At 71.4% G+C, this 19122-nt stretch carries 15 protein-coding genes and 1 pseudogene; 5 read left to right on the top strand and 11 right to left on the bottom strand.

Annotated features, from left to right (window positions below):
- Nucleotides 1-25: 25 nt before the first annotated feature.
- A complete protein-coding gene (locus tag IE178_RS19010) occupies nt 26-2452 on the bottom strand; it encodes an ATP/GTP-binding protein (RefSeq protein WP_193513128.1) in 2427 nt (808 codons plus the stop codon).
- Nucleotides 2453-2714: 262 nt separating this feature from the next.
- Between IE178_RS19010 and gabT the strand changes: the two genes are divergently transcribed.
- Both gabT and IE178_RS19000 read left to right on the top strand, forming a co-directional pair.
- Complete coding sequence (gene gabT / locus IE178_RS19005; protein ID WP_184764175.1) at nt 2715-4049, top strand: 4-aminobutyrate--2-oxoglutarate transaminase; 1335 nt, start codon at nt 2715-2717, stop codon at nt 4047-4049.
- A 428-nt stretch (nt 4050-4477) separates the two neighbouring features.
- On the top strand, nt 4478-5116 hold the full coding sequence (locus IE178_RS19000) for a phosphatase PAP2 family protein (RefSeq protein ID WP_193513146.1): 639 nt from the start codon (nt 4478-4480) through the stop codon (nt 5114-5116).
- Here IE178_RS19000 and IE178_RS36050 read toward each other — a convergent pair.
- The 7 genes and pseudogenes from IE178_RS36050 to IE178_RS18970 form a co-directional block, all read right to left on the bottom strand.
- Nucleotides 5055-5337: pseudogene (locus IE178_RS36050) on the bottom strand (hypothetical protein); the annotation flags it as partial. The gene IE178_RS19000 and the pseudogene IE178_RS36050 sit on opposite strands and share 62 nt — an antisense overlap.
- A 25-nt stretch (nt 5338-5362) precedes the next feature.
- Nucleotides 5363-6781: an NAD(P)/FAD-dependent oxidoreductase gene (locus IE178_RS18995; RefSeq protein ID WP_193513127.1), complete on the bottom strand. Its 1419-nt coding sequence runs from the start codon at nt 6779-6781 to the stop codon at nt 5363-5365.
- 12 nt (nt 6782-6793) lie between these two features.
- A complete protein-coding gene (locus IE178_RS18990) occupies nt 6794-7618 on the bottom strand; it encodes an ABC transporter permease (RefSeq protein WP_193513126.1) in 825 nt (274 codons plus the stop codon).
- Complete coding sequence (locus tag IE178_RS18985) at nt 7619-8542, bottom strand: ABC transporter permease (protein WP_193513125.1); 924 nt, start codon at nt 8540-8542, stop codon at nt 7619-7621. It lies immediately after the preceding gene.
- Entirely contained in the window at nt 8539-9732 is a 1194-nt protein-coding gene (locus tag IE178_RS18980) for an ABC transporter ATP-binding protein (RefSeq protein WP_184764171.1), read from the bottom strand. The genes IE178_RS18985 and IE178_RS18980 overlap by 4 nt, the downstream gene beginning before the upstream one ends.
- Before the next feature lie 4 nt (nt 9733-9736).
- Nucleotides 9737-10984: a polyamine ABC transporter substrate-binding protein gene (locus IE178_RS18975; RefSeq protein WP_193513124.1), complete on the bottom strand. Its 1248-nt coding sequence runs from the start codon at nt 10982-10984 to the stop codon at nt 9737-9739.
- A 50-nt stretch (nt 10985-11034) separates the two neighbouring features.
- Nucleotides 11035-12570, bottom strand: a complete 1536-nt coding sequence (locus tag IE178_RS18970; protein ID WP_193513123.1) for a gamma-aminobutyraldehyde dehydrogenase — start codon at nt 12568-12570, stop codon at nt 11035-11037.
- 234 nt (nt 12571-12804) lie between these two features.
- Between IE178_RS18970 and ybiA the strand changes: the two genes are divergently transcribed.
- Nucleotides 12805-13422 carry a riboflavin biosynthesis intermediates N-glycosidase gene (ybiA, locus tag IE178_RS18965; RefSeq protein WP_318280122.1) on the top strand — a complete coding sequence of 206 codons (618 nt, stop codon included), beginning with the start codon at nt 12805-12807 and terminating at the stop codon, nt 13420-13422.
- Between the two features lie 516 nt (nt 13423-13938).
- Here the strand turns inward: ybiA and IE178_RS36045 are convergent.
- Complete coding sequence (locus IE178_RS36045) at nt 13939-14817, bottom strand: DUF4190 domain-containing protein (RefSeq protein WP_318280121.1); 879 nt, start codon at nt 14815-14817, stop codon at nt 13939-13941.
- A gap of 98 nt (nt 14818-14915) precedes the next feature.
- Between IE178_RS36045 and IE178_RS18955 the strand changes: the two genes are divergently transcribed.
- Nucleotides 14916-16037 carry an adenosine deaminase gene (locus IE178_RS18955; protein WP_184764242.1) on the top strand — a complete coding sequence of 374 codons (1122 nt, stop codon included), beginning with the start codon at nt 14916-14918 and terminating at the stop codon, nt 16035-16037.
- A 19-nt stretch (nt 16038-16056) separates the two neighbouring features.
- Entirely contained in the window at nt 16057-16770 is a 714-nt protein-coding gene (locus IE178_RS18950) for a glycerophosphodiester phosphodiesterase (RefSeq protein WP_193513122.1), read from the top strand.
- Between the two features lie 138 nt (nt 16771-16908).
- Here IE178_RS18950 and IE178_RS18945 read toward each other — a convergent pair whose 3' ends face one another.
- Complete coding sequence (locus tag IE178_RS18945; RefSeq protein WP_193513121.1) at nt 16909-17439, bottom strand: hypothetical protein; 531 nt, start codon at nt 17437-17439, stop codon at nt 16909-16911.
- Between the two features lie 119 nt (nt 17440-17558).
- Nucleotides 17559-18998 (bottom strand): gamma-aminobutyraldehyde dehydrogenase, encoded by a 1440-nt coding sequence (locus tag IE178_RS18940; protein WP_193513120.1) that lies wholly within the window; start codon nt 18996-18998, stop codon nt 17559-17561.
- Nucleotides 18999-19122 lie beyond the last annotated feature (124 nt).

Below are 19122 nucleotides of genomic sequence, written 5' to 3'. Positions count from 1 at the left end.
TTCGCTCAGTCCCCGCAGGTCCCGCTCAGTCCCGCAGGTCGACCAGCAACGGTGCCGCGTGCTCGCCCTCGACGGTCGTCAGCGACAGCACCGCGTGTCCCGGGGGCACCTCGTGCGCCAGTTCCGACGCCGACCACCGCTCCCGTTCGACCTGCCGCACGGTCACCGCGTCCGTCGTCACCGCCTTGCCCGTCATCAGCTTGCGCAGCGCGTGGAAGGCCCGGGTCATCGGCTGGTCGGCGAAGACCGTGTGCTTGGCGACCTCCGTCGTCTCCACCCACTCGGTGCCCCAGGTCTGCGCGAACCGGCTGCCGTCCCAGGTCGTGACGCCGCAGAAGGCCATACGGCAACCCACCGCTCCGTAGAGCGGGCCGTGCAGCGCCTCGGGGACGTCACCGATGGTGCGCAGGGAGAGCAGCACGCCCGCGTTCTGCGAACGCAGCCGCTGGATGCGGCGCACCGACTCCGCGGTGACCGTGCCCGTCGCGTCGTCCAGGACCAGGCAGGCGAAGTGCGCGCGCCGGCCCTCCCGGACGATGGCGTGGAACTGTGCGAGGACCAGCCGGGTGATCAGCCGGCCGGCCTCCTCGTGGCCGCGCTCGGGCAGGTCGATCCGCACCCGCAGGGGGTGGTGGGCGACCGCACGCAGGGAGAACGGCCGGCTCGGACCGCCCCCGCCGAAGAAGTCCGCGAACACCGGCCGGTTCAGCAGTGCCAGCCGGTCGGCCAGGGTCCGGCCCACCTCGCCCGGCGTGCCGATCTGCCGGACGCGCGCGTCGAGTTCACGGCGCATGACGTCGTTCCCGCTCGCGGCGAGCGCCTCCCGCAGCGCGGTCAGCGCCCTCTCCTCGCCCTCCAGCAGCTCACGCAGCTCCGGCAGGGTGGGGAAGCGGCCGTGCACCGCCCGGAAGGGGCCGAGCAGCTGCGCCAGCGCGGTGGCGGCGCTCTGCGTGCCGACCGTGTCGAGGTCGCCCACCAGCGCCTCGGCGAGGATCGCGGCCGCCTCGTCCGGGTCGTCGGACTCGGCGTACGGGTCGAGGTCGTGCACCGAGGAGGAGTCGCCGATCCGCACGATCACGTCGAAGGCGTCGTCCGCGCCGAGCGGGTCGCCGGGGGCGGAGACGGCGACGACGGCACAGCGCCCGGTGAGCGCCTGCAGCGCGAGTGCCTCGGTCACCGGCTCGACGAGGGCGCGGGTCTTTCCGGACCCGGAGGGACCGACGGCGAGCAGCGAGGTGCCGAGCACGTCCGGGCCGAGGGCCGCCCCGGCGTCGTGGTACGGCTGCGGGGCGCGCTCGGCCGCCACCCAGCGGCCGATGCGTACCTGTCCGGCGAGCAGGTCGTGGCGGGCGGTCCGGCGCGGCAGGTCCCGGGCGCCGGAGGGGTGCGTCCAGGCCGCGCCGCCCTGGCGCAGGACGGTGTCCCGGAAGGCGTCCAGTGCGGCGCCGCGCCGGGCGACGGCGAAGGCGTGCTCGATACGGGCGCAGTCGACGTCGTTCATACGGCCGCCGGTGACCTCGGCGGTGAGCAGCTCGGCGACCTCGTGCTGGCCGGCGTCACGCAGCGCGGGCCACTGGGAGCGGGGGCGGACCGGCACGGAGGTGCTGGGGGCGGTGCTCTCCCGGCGCGGGGCGAGTCGCTCCTGTGCGTACGGCCACCAGGCGCCGAGCCGGGCGAACGGCCACACCACGAGCAGCGTGACGACCGCGTACAGCGTGTTCGTGAAGAGGGGGGAGGCCATCAGCTCGTAGCCGTCCGAGACCAGCACGGTCAGGGCGAGCAGCGGATCGACGACCGGCACCGCGGACCATCCGACGCCCGGGAAGGCGTCGGGGAAGACGAAAGCGAGGGCGACGACGGCGAGGCCGGCGGCGACCAGGGCCCGTACCGGCTGGCGCATGCGGCCCATGTAGTGGCGGACGATGGCGCGCCAGCTGCCGAGCACGACGACCGCGAGCACGAGGACGACGAAGAAGACGCCGTCGTAGACCATCAGGGCGTGCTCCCCCGGGAGCGTCACCGTCCGTCCCTCGACCGGCTTGGGCGAGGCCGCCGAGCCGCCCCACCACCAGTCGTCCGGCGTGAACATCCGCAGCAGGACGCTCTTGTACGGGAAATAGCCCTGCCGCCAGAACGACCAGACCCCGATCGCCAGGACGAGCGGGACCAGCATGCCCGCCACCGTCACCGGAGCGAGCCGTTCCGGGACCTCCTTCGGCGGGCGGTAGCCGTTGCGCCAGATCCCCGGCCGGGCGGCCGGCCTCGCCGCGTCGAGCCAGGCGGCGACGGCGGACGAGGGCCGCGGAGCCCTGTCGGGCACGGGGGGTGTGCCCGGTGCCCGGCCCGGCCGCGGCGGCACCGGCGGTACCGCCGGTACGTCCGGTGGTCCCGCCGGGCGTGGCACGGGGTTCGCATGCGTGCCCCGCGCGTCCTGGGTCCCGTCGCTGTCCATCGCCCTTGCCCCCTGAGCAGCCGCTCCATCCGCCATCAGCGAGTCAATCTAACGCCCCGGCAGGCCGAGTCCACCGCATACGCGGCCGGGCCCGGCCACCGCGCGCTCCTGCCCCGGCGTCGAAGCGTCACCGCCGCTATGTCCATCGCGGACAACCCGGGCCTCCGGACAACGCCCACATGGAGCATGCCCAGCCCCCGCTCGCCGCCCTAGCCTGCGAGAAAAGAACGCACGTGTCCGAAACACCCCCCAGGAGCCCCGCATGACCGCACTTCCGCAGGAGCGCCGCGTCGTCACCGCCATCCCCGGCCCGAAGTCGCAGGAGTTGCAGGCCCGCCGCACCGCCGCGGTCGCGCGGGGCGTGGGCTCCGTGCTTCCCGTGTTCACCGCCCGCGCGGGCGGCGGGATCATCGAGGACGTCGACGGCAACCGGCTGATCGACTTCGGCTCGGGCATCGCCGTCACCTCCGTAGGCGCCTCCGCCGAGGCCGTCGTACGCCGTGCCTCCGCCCAGCTCGCCGACTTCACGCACACCTGCTTCATGGTCACGCCGTACGAGGGGTACGTGGCCGTCGCCGAGGCGCTCGCCGAGCTGACGCCGGGCGACCACGCCAAGAAGTCGGCCCTGTTCAACAGTGGTGCCGAGGCCGTCGAGAACGCCGTCAAGATCGCGCGCGCCCACACCGGGCGGCAGGCGGTCGTGGTGTTCGACCACGGCTACCACGGACGCACCAACCTCACGATGGCGCTGACCGCGAAGAACATGCCGTACAAGCACGGCTTCGGTCCGTTCGCGCCCGAGGTGTACCGGGTCCCGGTGGCCTACGGCTACCGCTGGCCGACGGGTGCCCAGAACGCCGGTCCGGAGGCCGCCGCGCAGGCCATCGACCAGATCTCCAAGCAGGTCGGCGCGGAGAACGTGGCCGCGATCATCATCGAGCCGGTGCTCGGCGAGGGCGGCTTCATCGAGCCGGCCAAGGGCTTCCTGCCCGCGATCAGCGAGTTCGCCCGGGAGAACGGCATCGTGTTCGTCGCCGACGAGATCCAGTCCGGCTTCTGCCGCACCGGCCAGTGGTTCGCCTGCGAGGACGAGGGCATCGTCCCGGACCTGATCACGACGGCGAAGGGCATCGCGGGCGGTCTGCCGCTGGCCGCCGTCACCGGCCGCGCGGAGATCATGGACGCCGCGCACGCGGGCGGTCTGGGCGGCACCTACGGAGGCAACCCCGTGGCCTGCGCCGGCGCGCTCGGCGCCATCGAGACGATGAAGGAGCTGGACCTCAACGCCAGGGCGAAGAACATCGAGGCGGTCATGAAGGCCCGCCTCACCGCCATGGCCGAGAAGTACGACGTCATCGGCGACGTCCGGGGCCGCGGCGCGATGATCGCCATCGAGCTGGTCAAGGACCGCGCCACCAAGGAGCCGAACCCGGAGGTGACCGCCGCTCTGGCCAAGGCCTGCCACCAGGAGGGCCTGCTGGTCCTGACCTGTGGCACCTACGGCAACGTGCTGCGCTTTCTGCCCCCGCTGGTCATCGGCGAGGACCTGCTGAACGAGGGCCTGGACATCATCGAGCAGGCGTTCGCGCGCATCTGAGCCGGCATCGGGGCAGGTGAGCCGCCCGCTGGGGCCATCGGGACCGGTGAGCGGCAGAGCGTGTGAAGAACGTGTGCGAGGTGGATGGCAGGTGTCCGTTGGCCCTGTCGCGGGGCCACCCCCTGCCGTAGGTTTCTACGCGGATGAGAGATACACCCCGTCCACAGGAAACTGTGGACGGTTCAGGCCGAGGCCTCCCCAGCTTCGACCTGGTCGTGCCCTCGCGCACACAAACCGGGGCCTGCAGGCTTCGGGTCTCCTCACGATCGGACGGTCGCCCGCCCCAAACCCCCCGGGGCGCGCGACGTTCCGGTCGGGACGGCCGCCCAGGCATCACGACGGCAAGCCGTTCCCCGAAGGGCCGACGCACACCCCCCCTTGCGCCGGCCCTTCGGTGTGCCGTGCCCCCACCTGCGAAGCTGGGCACCATGCTGCTGCTCGGACCGCCCGTTCTCCTCTTCGCGCTGATCACCTGGCAGGTCGTCGTGGACGGTCCGCTGGTGGACCTCGACGAGCGGCTGAGCAGGGCCCTGGTTCATCCCGACCGGGCCTCCGAGCTCCTCGCCGACCTCGGCAATGTGCAGGTGGCCCTGCCCGTCCTGGTGATCGCGCTGGCGTATGCCGCGTGGCACGGGCGTGCCGGAGGCCTGGACCGCTGGTGGCTGCCGCCCGCCGCCGGGGCCGCCGTGATGGTCCTGGTGCCGGTGCTGGTCGCTCCCCTGAAGGAGTGGACCGACCGCCCCGGCACCCCTGCCGTGCCGCCGGCGGTGGGCTACTACCCGTCCGGCCACACCGCGACCGCCGTGGTGGCGTACGGCGCGGCGACGCTGCTCCTCCTTCCGCTGCTGCGCTCGCCGGCCGTCCGTCGCGTGCTCGTCGTCGCCTGCGCCGCTCTCGTCGCGGGCGCCTCCTACGGGCTGGTGCGCCGCGGCTACCACTGGCCGCTGGACGTCGCGGCCAGCTGGTGCCTGGGGGCGGTGCTGCTGATCTGTCTGTCGCTGCTGGTCAGCCGAAGTAGCCGTCGAAGGTCCGCTGGAGCTCCCAGCCGCCGAACCGGTCCCAGTTGATCGACCAGGTCATCAGGCCGCGCAGGGCGGGCCAGGTGCCGTGGGTGGCGCAGGGCGTGGATCACCGGGAGGCAGGCGCCCGCCCTCGGGTCCTGTCCGCCCCACTTGCCGGTGCCGTAGTACTGGTAGCCGAGCTGGACGAAGAAGGTCTCCGGGGCCATGGTCAGCGCGAAGTCGTCGCCGTACCGGGCCTTGAGGGTCTTCAGCGCGGCGATCAGGTCTTCGGTTGTCAAGCCCCCGCGTGGCTCAGCTGTCGAAACCGAGGCCCAGCTTGTCCATCGTCCGCAGCCACAGATTGCGGTGCCCGCCCCGCGCGTCCGCCCTGGCCAGTGACCATTTGGTGAGCGCGATGCCGGTCCACGCGAACGGCTCCGGCGGGAACGGCAGCGGCTTCCTGCGCACCATCTCCAGCTCCGTGCGCTCGGTCCGCTCCCCCGCCAGCAGGTCCAGCATCACCTCGGCCCCGAAGCGGGTGGCGCCGACGCCGAGCCCGGTGTAGCCGGCGGCGTACGCCACCCTGCCCGCGTGTGCGGTGCCGAAGAAGGCCGAGAAGCGGGAGCAGGTGTCGATCGCGCCACCCCAGGCGTGGGTGAAGCGGACGCCCTCCAGCTGCGGGAAGCAGGTGAAGAAGTGCCCGGCGAGCTTGGCGTAGGTCTCGGGCCGGTCGTCGTACTCGGCGCGCACCCGGCCGCCGTACGGATAGACCGCGTCGTAGCCGCCCCACAGGATCCGGTGGTCGGCGGAGAGCCGGAAGTAGTGGAACTGGTTGGCGCTGTCGCCGAGACCCTGGCGGTTCCTCCAGCCGATCGACGCCAGTTGCCCGGCCGTCAGCGGCTCGGTCATCAGGGCGTAGTCGTACACCGGGACGGTGTAGGCGCGGACCCGTCGGACCAGACTGGGGAAGATGTTGGTGCCGAGCGCCACCGTGCGGGCGCGGACCACCCCGTACGGGGTGCGTACGGCCATGCCGGCGCCGTACGGCTTCAGGGTGAGGGCGGGGGTGTGCTCGTAGACGCGCACGCCGAGTTCCCGGCAGGCCCGCTTCAGTCCCCAGGCCAGCTTGGCGGGGTGGAGCATCGCCACGCCCCGGCGGTCGTACAGGCCCGCTTCGAAGGTCGGGGAGTTCACCTGGTCGCGTACGGCCTCGGTGTCCAGGAACTCGATGCCGTCGGCGAGGTCCTTGGACCGGATCTCCTCGTACCAGGCCTTGAGTTCCCGGGCCTGGTACGGCTCGGTGGCGACGTCGATCTCGCCGGTGCGTTCGAAGTCGCAGTCGATGGAGTGGCGGGCGACCGTCTCCTCGATGGCGTCGAGGTTGCGGGCGCCCAGCCGCTCCAGCCGGTGGATCTCGTCCGGCCAGCGGGTGAGTCCGTTGGGCAGGCCGTGGGTGAGGGAGGCGGCGCAGAATCCGCCGTTGCGGCCCGAGGCGGCCCAGCCCACCTCGCGGCCCTCCACCAGCACCACGTCCCGCCCGGGGTCGCGTTCCTTGGCGATCAGCGCGGTCCACAGCCCGCTGTAGCCGCCGCCGACGACCAGCAGGTCGCAGGTCTCGGCACCGGTGAGGGCGGGTTCGGGGCCGGGCCGGCCGGGGTCGTCCAGCCAGTAGGAGACCGGCAGGGCTTCGGAAAGGGATCCGATCCAACGGGTCATGGCGCTCGGGGCCATGATGTCAACTCCCTACAGGGGACTGCGGTGTGTTTTCTGGGCCTTCCGCCGGTCGCGGCGGTTGCCCACGGCCATGGCGACCAGCACCAGCACAACGGCGATCACGAACATGGCCGTACCGATGACGTTGATCTGTACGGGAGTTCCGCGCTGGGCGGAGCCCCAGACGAACATCGGGAAGGTGACGGTCGAGCCGGCGTTGAAGTTGGTGATGATGAAATCGTCGAAGGAGAGGGCGAAGGCGAGCAGCGCGCCCGCCGCGATGCCGGGGGCGGCGATCGGCAGGGTGACCCGGACGAACGTCTGGAACGGACCGGCGTACAGATCCTGCGCGGCCTGCTCGAGACGGGGGTCCATCGACATCACGCGCGCTTTGACGGCGACCACGACGAAGCTGAGGCAGAACATGATGTGAGCGATCAGAATCGTCCAGAACCCCAGCCGGGCACCCATGTTGAGGAACAGGGTGAGCAGCGAGGCCGCCATGACCACCTCGGGCATCGCCATCGGCAGGAAGATCAGCGAGTTCACGGCGCCGCGGGCGCGGAAGCGGTAGCGGACCAGCGCGAAGGCGATCATCGTGCCGAGCAGTGTGGCGCCGAGTGTCGCCCACAGCGCGATCCGGAGGCTGAGGGTCAGCGATCCGCACAGTCCGGAGACACCGCACGGGTCCTGCCACGCCTCGGTGGAGAACTCCTGCCACTCGTAATTGAAGCGCCCCTTCGGTTGGTTGAAGGAGAACACGGTGACGACGATGTTCGGCAGAAGAAGGTAAGCGAGGGTCAGCAGTCCCGCGATGACGACGAGACGGCGCTTGAGCCAGTTGACGAAGGTCATTTAAACCAGATCCTCCGTGCCGGACCTACGGATGTAGAACATGACCATGAAGAGGATCGCGGCCATCAGGATGAACGAGAGTGCCGCCGCCGTCGGATAGTCGAGGATCCGCAGGAACTGCGACTGGATGACGTTGCCGACCATGCGGGTGTCGGTGGAACCGAGCAGATCCGCGTTGACGTAGTCGCCGGTGGCGGGGATGAAGGTGAGCAGCGTGCCGGAGACCACGCCCGGCATCGACAGCGGGAAGGTGACCTTGCGGAAGGTCGTCGAAGGCCTGGCGTAGAGGTCGTTCGCCGCCTCGTGCAGCCGGGGGTCGATGCGCTCCAGCGAGGTGTAGAGCGGAAGGATCATGAACGGCAGGAAGTTGTACGTCAGGCCGCAGACCACCGCGAGGGGGGTGGCGAGCACACGGTCGCCGACGGTCCAGCCGAGCCAGGCCGTCACATCGAGCACGTGCAGCGTGTCCAGGGCACCGACCACCGGGCCGCCGTCGGCGAGGATCGTCTTCCAGGCGAGGGTGCGGATCAGGAAGCTGGTGAAGAACGGCGCGATCACCAGGATCATGATCAGGTTCCGCCAGCGTCCCGCGCGGAAGGCGATCAGATAGGCCAGCGGGTAGCCGAGCAGCAGGCACAGCACGGTCGCGGAGGCCGCGTAGAGCACCGAGCGCACGAACTGCGGCCAGTACTCGGACAGCGCGTCCCAGTAGGTGGCGAAGTGCCAGGTGACCTCGTAGCCCTCCTCCAGGGAGCCCGTCTGCACGGACGTGGAGGCCTGGTAGATCACCGGCAGCGCGAAGAAGACCAGCAGCCACAGCAGGCCGGGCACCAGGAGGAGGTACGGCGTCCAGCGGCCCCGTTTGCGCGGTGGTTCCGTCTCCGGGGCGGGCGCCCGGGGTGGCGCCTCGGCGACCGTCGTCATCGGGCGACCTCTTCCTCGACCGTCCCGGCGCCGGCGGAGCCCACCGTCCCGGCAAGCAGGGACTGGGCCGCGTCCAGTCCGAAGGTGTGCGCCGGGTTCCAGTGCAGGACGACCTCCGCGCCGGGCACCAGCCGGGTGTCGCGGTCGATGTTCTGGACGTAGACCTCGAAGTCGGGGCAGACCGGACTGTCGACGACGAACTGCGTGGAGACGCCGATGAAACTGGAGTCGGCGATCCGGCCGGTGATCCGGTTGCGGCCCTCGGGTATCCCGCCCGCGTCGTCGGCGTGGGTGAGGGAGATCTTCTCCGGGCGCACGCCGACCAGCACCTTGCCGCCGGTCGGGGTGGGCGCGTTGGTGCGGGCCCGGGGCAGGACCAGCTTGCCGCCGCCCGCCTTCAGCACGATCTCGTCGCCGGACTTCGCGTCGACCTCGGCCTCGATGAAGTTGGACGTGCCGAGGAAGTTGGCGACGAAGGTGGTGCGCGGGTTCTCGTAGAGGTCGGTGGGCGAGCCGAGTTGCTCGACCCGGCCCGCGTTCATCACGGCGACCGTGTCGGCCATGGTCATGGCCTCCTCCTGGTCGTGCGTGACATGGACGAAGGTGATGCCGACCTCGGTCTGGATCCGCTTGAGCTCCAGCTGCATCTGGCGGCGCAGCTTCAGGTCGAGGGCGCCGAGCGGCTCGTCGAGCAGCAGCACCTTGGGGTGGTTGATGAGCGCGCGGGCCACCGCGACGCGCTGCTGCTGGCCGCCGGAGAGCTGGTGCGGTTTCTTGCGGGCCTGCTCGCCGAGCTGGACCAGCTCCAGCATCTCCTCGACCTGCTTCTTCACGCTTCTGATGCCGCGCCGGCGCAGACCGAAGGCGACGTTCTCGAAGATGTCGAGGTGCGGGAAGAGGGCGTAGGACTGGAAGACCGTGTTCACCGGCCGCTTGTACGGCGGGAGCGCGGTGACGTCCTGGTCGCCGAGGTGGACGGTGCCGGACGTGGGCTCCTCCAGGCCGGCGATCATGCGCAGGGTGGTGGTCTTGCCGCAGCCGGACGCGCCGAGCAGCGCGAAGAACGAGCCCTGCGGCACGGTGAGGTCGAGGGGGTGCACGGCGGTGAAGGAACCGTACGTCTTGCCGATGCCGGTGAGGCGGACGTCCCCGCCGTTGCCGGACGCGGTGGTGTCCTTGGTCGTCGTCATCTCGTCACGCCCCCGTCAGCTTCGCGAACTTCTCTTCGAACGCCGTCTCTTCCGCGGAGCTCAGGGAGCGGAAGGCACGGGACTTGGCCTGCATGGCCTGGTCGGGGAGGATCAGCGGGTTGTTCGCCGCCTCCTCGTCGATCTTCGCGAGCTCGTCCTTCACTCCGTCGACCGGGCAGACGAAGTTGATGTAGGCGGCGAGCTCGGCGGCCGGCCGCGGCTCGAAGTAGTAGTCGATCAGCCGCTCGGCGTTGGTCTTGTGCCGTGCCTTGTTGGGGATCAGCATGACGTCGCTGGACGTCATGTAGCCGCTGTCCGGGATCAGGAAGCCGATGTCCGGGTTGTCGGCCTTGAGCTGGACGACGTCTCCGGCCCAGGCGAGACAGGCGGCGAAGTCGCCCTTGGTGAGGTCGGCGGTGTAGTCGTTGCCGGTGAAGCGGCGGACCTGCCCCTTGTCGACGGCCTTCTGCAGCCGTGCCACGGCCGCGTCGTAGTCGTCGGCGGAGAACTGCGCCGGGTCCTTGTCCATGTCGAGCAGGGTCATGCCGACGGTGTCGCGCATCTCGGTGAGCAGGCCGACGCGTCCCTTGAGCTTCGCGTTGTCGAGCAGGTCGGAGAGGGTCCGCACCTCGACGCCGTCGAGCGCCTTCCTGTTGTAGGCGATGACGGTGGAGATCCCCTGCCAGGGGTAGGAGTAGGCGCGGCCCGGGTCCCAGTCGGGGTTGCGGAACTGGGCGGACAGGTTGGTGAAGGCGTGGGGCAGATGGGCCGGGTCCAGCTTCTGCACCCAGCCGAGGCGGATGAGCCGGGCGGCGAGCCAGTCGGTGAGGACGATGATGTCGCGGCCGGTGTCCTGGCCGGCGGCGAGCTGCGGCTTGATCTTGCCGAAGAACTCGGTGTTGTCGTTGATGTCCTCGGTGTACTCGACCCTGATGCCGGTGCGTTGCGTGAACGCCTCCAGCGTGGGGTGTTCCCGCCCGCTCTCGTCGACGTCCATGTACTCGGTCCAGTTGGAGAAGGTGACGGTCTTCTCCTTCTTCGAGTGGTCATCCGCCGGGACGCCGCCCCGGGTGGTGCCGGCCGCGGGGATGCCGCAGCCGCTCAGCGCGCCGACTCCACCGACCGCGAGCGCGCCGCCCGCGAAGGCGCGCAGCAGGGAACGGCGTGTCAGCGCCGCCCTGCCGTTGCGGAAACTGCGCCGCATGGCGGCCAGTCGGGCCGCGGAGAGGCGGTCGGGCTCGTACTGCTCCATGCGCGTGGTGCCCTTTCGGGAGGGTGGCCGCTGGTCGGGCAGCCTGGCTGCTATCGGTCCCCGAAGATGGTGCGGTGCCAGTCCTTGCGGACTGCCGCCGTGTTGTCGAACATGACGTGCTTGATCTGCGTGTACTCCTCGAACGAGTACATTGACATGTCCTTACCGAAGCCCGACGCCTTGTATCCGCCGTGCGGCATCTCGCTGATGATCGGGATGTGGTCGTTGATCCACACGCACCCCGCCTTGATCTCGCGCGTGGCCCGGCCCGTGCGGTACACGTCCCGGCTCCACGCGGAGGCGGCGAGCCCGTACGGCGTGTCGTTGGCCCGTGCGATGCCCTCGTCGTCGGTGTCGAAGGGCAGGACGACCAGGACCGGCCCGAAGATCTCGGACTGGACGACCTCGCTGTCCTGCGGGGCGTCGGCGATGAGGGTGGGGCGGTAGTACGCGCCGTTCCCCAGCTCCCCCCGCGGGGCCTCGCCGCCGGTCACCACGCGCGCGTAGGCACGCGCCCGGTCGACGAATCCGGCCACCCGGTCGCGCTGGACGTGCGAGATCAGCGGGCCGAGGTCGGTGCCGGGGGCGAAGGGGTCGCCGAGCCGGACGGTCTCCATCAGGGCGGCGGTGCGCTCGACGAACGCCTCGTACAGCGGGCGCTGCACATACGCGCGTGTGGCGGCCGTGCAGTCCTGCCCGGTGTTGATGAGCGCGCCCGCGACCGCGCCGTTGGCGGCCGCGTCGAGGTCGGCGTCGTCGAAGACGACGAAGGGTGCCTTGCCGCCGAGTTCCAGGTGGAGGCGCTTGACGGTGGCGGCGGCGATCTCGGCGACGCGTTTGCCGACGGCGGTGGAACCGGTGAAGGAGGTCATGGCCACGTCGGGATGGCCGACGAGGTGCTCGCCGGCCTCCCTGCCGGTGCCGGTGACGATGTTGACGACCCCGTCCGGGATGCCGGCGTCGGTGGCGGCCTGCGCGAAGAGGAGTGAGGTGAGCGGGGTGAGCTCGGCGGGCTTGAGGACGATGGTGTTGCCCGCGGCGATCGCCGGGAGGATCTTCCAGGCGGCCATCTGGAGCGGGTAGTTCCAGGGGGCGATGGAGCCGACGACGCCGATCGGCTCGCGGCGGACGTAGGAGGTGTGGTCGCCGGAGTACTCGCCCGCCGACTGCCCCTGGAGATGACGGGCGGCGCCGGCGAAGTAGGCGATGTTGTCGACCGTGCCCGGCACGTCGAACTCGCGGCTCAGCTTCAGGGGCTTGCCGCACTGCAGGGACTCGGCCCGGGCGAAGTCCTCCGCGCGGTCCGCGACCACGGCGGCGAACCGGTGCAGGGCGTCGGAACGCTCGCCGGGGGTGGCGCCGGCCCAGGCCGGGAACGCCTCCCGCGCGGCGGCGACGGCAGCGTCGACGTCATCGGCGCCGGCGAGTTCGTAGGTGTGGACGCCCTCGCCGGTGGCCGGGTCGACCACCGTGTGCGTACGCCCCGAGGTGCCCTTCGTCGGACGTCCCGCGATGAACTGCGCCCCGTCCGCGAATCGGTCCCGGGCCGGCGATCGTTCCGGGGTGGCGTTGCCCGGGTTGTGCATGTCGCTCTCCTCCGTTTCCCCGAGGGGGCGGCGTGGCTCCAGCTCGATTTGAGTGCCGATCCTGACAGAGGGAAGGCACTCCAACAAGTGATTCCGTTGTTGCCTTTTGGTTACGCGACGGAATCTGTCGACCAGGTGTCGAGCGGCCACGGAAAAGGCAGGACGGGGTGTCAGTGGTTCCTGCCAGACTCGCGTGCAGGCAAGAGGATCAGTTTCTCGGGGGTGGGGACGGCAGTGAGCGGTACGACGGGGGCGATCGGTTCCAGTCAGGCGCTGATCGAGGCGCTGCGGGCCGGGGCGAAGGTCAAGTACCTGCACTTCTGGGGACACCGGCCGTTGCCCGACGGCCGGATCGGGGCGAGCTGTCTGAGTCAGTGGTGGCCGTCGCCGTTCACGGTGGACGGCGTGACGTACGCGAGCGCCGAGCACTGGATGATGGCGGCCAAGGCCCGGCTGTTCGAGGACCCTGAGGCGGAGCGGCGGGCGCTGGCCGCGGAGCACCCCGCGCAGGCGAAGAAGGCGGGGCGACTGGTGCGGGGCTTCGACGAGGCGATATGGCGGCGCGAGCGGTTCGGCATTGTCGTCGAGGGCAGCGTGCACAAGTTCACGGCACACCAGGACCTGCGGACCTTCCTGCTGAACACGGGCGACCGCGTCCTGGTCGAGGCGAGCCCGGTGGACCGGGTGTGGGGCATCGGCCTCGCGGCGAACGACGCGGGGGCGGCGGACCCGGAGCGGTGGCGGGGGCCGAACCTGCTGGGATTCGCGCTGATGGAGGCGCGGACGCTGCTCCGGACGGACGGGGGCGGGACGGGCAGGGGCGGGACGGAGGCAGGCGCGGCGGCGGACTGACGACACGGCGACCGCCCTGGGCGGACGACGGCCCACCGGATCCGATCCCGACCCGGGCCGAGGACGGGACGGACGACGGGCGGGGGCGACCCTCCGAGCACCAGGACACCACCCGGACCGACGACGACCCACCGGATCCGATCCCGACCCGGGCCGAGGACGGGACGGGGGGCCGGGGGGACGACCCGCCGAGCACCAGGACACCACCCGGACCGACGACGGCCCACCGGATCCGATCCCGACCCGGGCCGAGGACGGGACGGGGGGCCGGGGGGACGACCCGCCGAGCACCAGGACACCACCCGGGCGGACGACGGCCCACCGGATCCGATCCCGACCCGGGCCGAAGACGGGACGGGGGGCCGGGGGGACGACCCGCCGAGGACGCACCCGTGGCCGGGGGCCACGCGGGCCGGGACCGGCTCCGACTGGCTCCTGCTCCTGCCCCTGCCCGCTCTCCCTCTCCTGCTCCTGCTCCTGCTCCTGCTCCTGCTCCTGCTCCTGCTCCTGCTCCTGCTAGGTGACGAGGACGAGGATGCCGAAGCCGACGCCCAGGGCGCTGCCGACCGCTCCGCAGATGATCCCGGCCAGGGCCTGGCCTCCGTTCGTGGCCTCGCCCCGGGTGGCCTTGCCCCGGCCGATCGCGCCGAAGATCACGGCCAGGACGCCCAGGAGAATGGCCACCGGCCAGATGCAGAAGACGGCGGCCGAGATGATGCCGAGCACGAGCCCGGTGACGCCCATCCCGTTGCTCGGCGAAGGCGCCGTGCCGGACCAGCCGTAGTACCCCGCCCCGGGCGCGCCGCCGTACCCGCCCGGATAGCCGTACGGGACCTGCCCGGGCCCCTCGGGGCCGACGGGCGGCGGTGGGACGTGCTCGCCCCCGGCCGGGGGTGCGAACGGGTTGGCCGCGAGGCCATGGGCGAAGGGCTGCACGGGAGCGGGCGGCACGGACGGACCGGCCCACGGCTGGGCGGGGGGCGCGGCCGCGGTGGGGTCGCCCATCGCCGGGAACGACGTCACCGTCTGCTGATCGTGTACGGAAGGGCTCGTGGGCGCGGAGGGCGCGGACCACGGCCGGGGGTCGCCGTCGGCGACGGTCTCGCCCCGGACGCCGGCCGGCTGACCACCGGGTCCCCGGCCGGAGATTGGAGTGCGGTCCGCCGGCGGCGCCCAGGGATCGGGCGTGCCCGCGGCAGCCGGCGTTTCGGCGCTTCCCGCGGCAGCCGGTCCGTCGGCGGTCTCCGCGTCCACCAGGGACCCGTCCTGCGGCACCACGTTCTCGGCACCGCCGTCGGCCGGTGCCGGCCACACGTCACCGGTGTGCGGAGCACTCGCCGGCGTACCGCCCGCGGTGTGCTCCCGCGCCTCCGGCGTCTGTGCGTCGTCGGACATGCGCTGGGCCCCCTCCGTCGGACGTTCCGTCATGCTACGGCCCGTCCGCGCACCGCGCGCGCCCGGCCTACGATGATCCGCGAAGCACCGATCAGCCGATCACCCGCGTCCCGCCGCACACCGGCCGGGGACGCCGTTCCCGGGGAGGGACATTGACCGACCACCTCGACGCAGCCACCGCCGGCCAGGGCCGCGACCTGCACGCCTTCATCGCCGGGCTGCCCAAGGCCGAACTGCACGTGCACCACGTCGGCTCCGCCTCCCCGCGCATCGTCTCGGAGCTGGCCGCCCGCCACCCCGACTCCAAGGTGCCCACCGACCCCGAGGCCCTGGCCGACTACTTCACCTTCACGGACTTCGCCCACTTCATCGAGCTGTACCTGTCCGTCGTCGACCTCGTCCGCACCCCCGAGGACGTCCGGCTGCTGACGTACGAGGTGGGCCGCGAGCTGGCCCGGCAGCAGGTGCGGTACGCCGAGCTGACCGTCACCCCGTTCTCCTCCACCCGTCGCGGGATCGACGAGCGTGCCTTCATGGACGCGATCGAGGACGCCCGCAAGGCGGCCGAGTCCGAGTTCGGGACCGTGCTGCGCTGGTGCTTCGACATCCCCGGCGAGGCCGGACTGGAGTCCGCCGAGGAGACCGTGCGGCTCGCCACCGACGACCGGCTGCGCCCGGAGGGCCTGGTCTCCTTCGGCCTCGGCGGACCCGAGATCGGCGTGCCCCGCCCGCAGTTCAAGCCGTACTTCGACCGCGCCATCGCCGCCGGACTGCACTCCGTGCCGCACGCCGGCGAGACCACCGGCCCGGAGACGGTGTGGGACGCCCTCGACGAACTGCGGGCCGAGCGCATCGGGCACGGCACCAGCTCCGCCCGGGATCCCGAACTGCTCCGGCACCTGGCCGAGCGGCGCATCCCGCTGGAGGTGTGCCCCACCTCCAACATCGCCACCCGCGCGGTCGCCACCCTCGACGAGCACCCCCTCAAGGAGTTCACGCGGGCCGGCGTCCTGGTGACGATCAACTCCGACGACCCGCCGATGTTCGGCACCGACCTCAACAACGAGTACGCGGTCGCCGCGCGGCTGCTGGAGCTCGACGAGCGGGGCCTGGCCGACCTGGCGAAGAACGCGGTCGAGGCGTCGTTCATGGACCCGTCCGGCAAGGCGAGGCTGGCGGCCGAGATCGACACCTACACCACGTCCTGGCTCGCCTCCTGACCACCAGCGAAGGGCAGTCATGCACAACGTGACCGCCGTGGCCCACCGCGGCGACCCGTACCGCGTCCGCGAGAACACGCTCGCCTCGCTGCGTTCCGCGCTCCGCCGGGGCGCGGACGCGGTCGAGATCGACGTACGCCTCACCCGTGACGGCGTCCCCGTGCTGCTGCACGACGACACGCTGAAGCGGCTGTGGGAGCACGACCGTCCGCTGCGGGCGCTGTCGTGGGAGGAGGTGCGCGGGGTGACGGACGACGGGGTGCCGACCCTCTCCGACGCGCTGACGGCGACCGGCGGCGGCCGGGTGATGATCGACCTGCCCGGCGAACCGGACGTCCGTGCCGTGCGCCGGGTCGTGGACGCCGTGCGCGAGCAGGGCGCCGAGGACCGCGTCTACTACTGCGCGGGCGCCCCCGCCATGCTCGCCGTACGCGCGGCGGACCCGTCCGCCGAGATCGCGCTCACGCGGACGACACCGGCCCCGCCGCGCACCGGTCTCCTGGACGCGATCCGCCCCCGCTGGCTGAACTACCGCTTCGGCCTCGTCGACCGCGCCCTCGCCGACCGCGTGCACCGCGACGGCTACCTGCTGTCGGTCTGGACCCCGGACACCCGCCGCTCCATGCGCCGCCTGCTGGCCGTGGGCGTCGACTCGATCACCACCAACCGCATCGATGTGCTGTGCGCGCTGCGCGACGGCGGGCCCCGGGCCACGGCACCTGGCGCGCCATGAGGTCGCGCAGCGCCGCGGTGATCTCCTCCGGCGCCCCCGCTGGTGGCCGCCGCTGAACGCCCCCTGCGGCAGCTGCCGCGGAGGCGGCCGGCAGCGGACTGCTGTCCCCGGGCCCGGTCACCGACCACCTGAACACCCTCACCGCGGCACTGGGACGGGGCGGCCACCGGCGTTCTCCGTGAGCGCCTCCAGCCGCTTGATCCTCGTGCGCACGACGTACAGCGGGATCACGCCGAACACCCCGAAGGCCATGTCGATGACGGTCCACCAGAAGGGGATGCCGCGGATCGGGCCGCAGATCAGGGCGAGCGGGATGATGCCGGCGCAGGCGATCATGCCGAACTCGACGACCCAGATGTTGCGGACCGGGTCGCGGTAGGGGCCGTAGAAGGCGACCGCGATCACCAGGTGGGCGAAGGCGAGCCAGTCGGTGCCGTAGAGGAGGAACGGGTAGTCGGCGTCGGCGCTGTCGAGTCCGTCCCGTACGCGCTCGATCCAGTCCATGAGGGCGGGGAGGTGTTCCGGCACGGACAGCGACCGGAGCAGGTCCTCGGTCCAGCGCAGTTCGTGGACCAGGGGGAAGGCCGTGGCGCCGCTGAGCACCAGGCAGACGACGAAGAAGACCAGCCAGGCGCGAATGCCCTTCAGAAGGGCGGCTCTGTCGCTCATGGCAGCAGCGTACGCCCGGAATTGAACATGTTCAAAAACGGATCCGGACCGGGGAACGCGTCGGCCCCGGACGGTGGTTCACCGTCCGGGGCCGACGTGTGGCCTTCCTGCCGTGCCGCTCAGCCGTCGAGCGACGTCATCACGTGCTTGACGCGCGTGTAGTCGTCGAAGCCGTACGCCGAGAGGTCCTTGCCGTAGCCGGACTTCTTGAAGCCGCCGTGCGGCATCTCCGCGACCAGCGGGATGTGGGTGTTGATCCACACGCAGCCGAAGTCGAGCCTCTTGGACATGCGCATCGCGCGGGAGTGGTCCTTCGTCCACACCGAGGAGGCCAGCGCGTACTCGACGCCGTTGGCGTACTCGACGGCCTGGTCCTCGTCGGTGAAGCGCTGGACGGTGATGACCGGGCCGAAGACCTCCTTCTGGATGATCTCGTCGTCCTGGTTGAGGCCCGAGACGACGGTGGGGGCGTAGAAGAAGCCCTGCTCGCCGACGCGCTTGCCGCCCGCCTCCACGCGCGCGTGCGCGGGCAGCCGCTCGATGAAGCCCTCGACCTGCTTGAGCTGGTTGGGGTTGTTGAGCGGACCGAACAGGACGTCCTCGTCGTCCGGCATACCGGTCTTGGTGTCGGCGGCGGCCTTGGCCAGCGCGGAGACGAACTCGTCGTGGATCGACTCGTGGACGAGGACGCGCGTGGCGGCCGTGCAGTCCTGGCCGGCGTTGAAGAAGCCCGCCTCCGAGATGCCCGCGACGGCCTTGGGGATGTCGGTGTCCTCGAAGACCACGACCGGGGCCTTGCCGCCCAGCTCCAGGTGGACCCTCTTGAGGTCCTTGGACGCGGACTCGGCGACCGACATGCCGGCGCGCACCGAACCGGTGATGGACGCCATCGCCGGGGTGGGGTGCTCGACCATCAGACGCCCGGTGTCGCGGTCGCCGCAGAGGACGTTGAAGACGCCCCTGGGCAGGATCGAGCCGAGGATCTCGGCGATCAGGACCGTGGAGGCCGGGGTGGTGTCCGAGGGCTTCAGGACGACCGTGTTGCCCGCGGCGATCGCCGGGGCGAACTTCCACACGGCCATCATCATCGGGTAGTTCCAGGGGGCGACCTGCGCGCAGACGCCGACCGGCTCGCGGCGCACGATGGAGGTCAGGCCCTCCATGTACTCGCCGGCCGAGCGGCCCTCGAGCATCCGCGCCGCACCCGCGAAGAAGCGGATCTGGTCCACCATCGGCGGAATCTCCTCGGTGCGGGTCAGCCCGACCGGCTTGCCCGTGTTCTCCACCTCGGCCGCGATGAGTTCCTCGGCGCGCTCCTCGAAGGCGTCCGCGATCCTCAGCAGTGCCTTCTGCCGCTCGGCCGGGGTGGTGTCGCGCCAGCCGGGAAACGCCTCGGCGGCGGCCGCCATCGCGGCGTCCACATCCGCCTGCCCGGACAGCGGAGCGGTCGCGTACGCCTCGCCCGTCGCGGGGTTGACCACCTCGGTGGTCCGTCCGTCGGCGGCGTCCCGGAACTCCCCGCCGATGTAGTTGCGCAGACGACGCAGCTCGGTGCTCACTGCAGGCCCTCCTGGTGTTCCTTGTGGGTGTGTCCGAGGTCTCTAGGGGTGTCGAGAGGTGTCGAGGTGTCCAACCTCTGAGACACCCACCCTAGACCGACAGCTGACGTTTTCAACACCCCCA

Source organism: Streptomyces griseoloalbus, from assembly GCA_014650015.1.
Taxonomy (GTDB): Bacteria; Actinomycetota; Actinomycetes; order Streptomycetales; family Streptomycetaceae; genus Streptomyces; species Streptomyces griseoloalbus.
The sequence above is the reverse complement of the archived record's forward strand: the minus strand, read 5'-3'. Positions and strand labels throughout refer to the sequence as shown.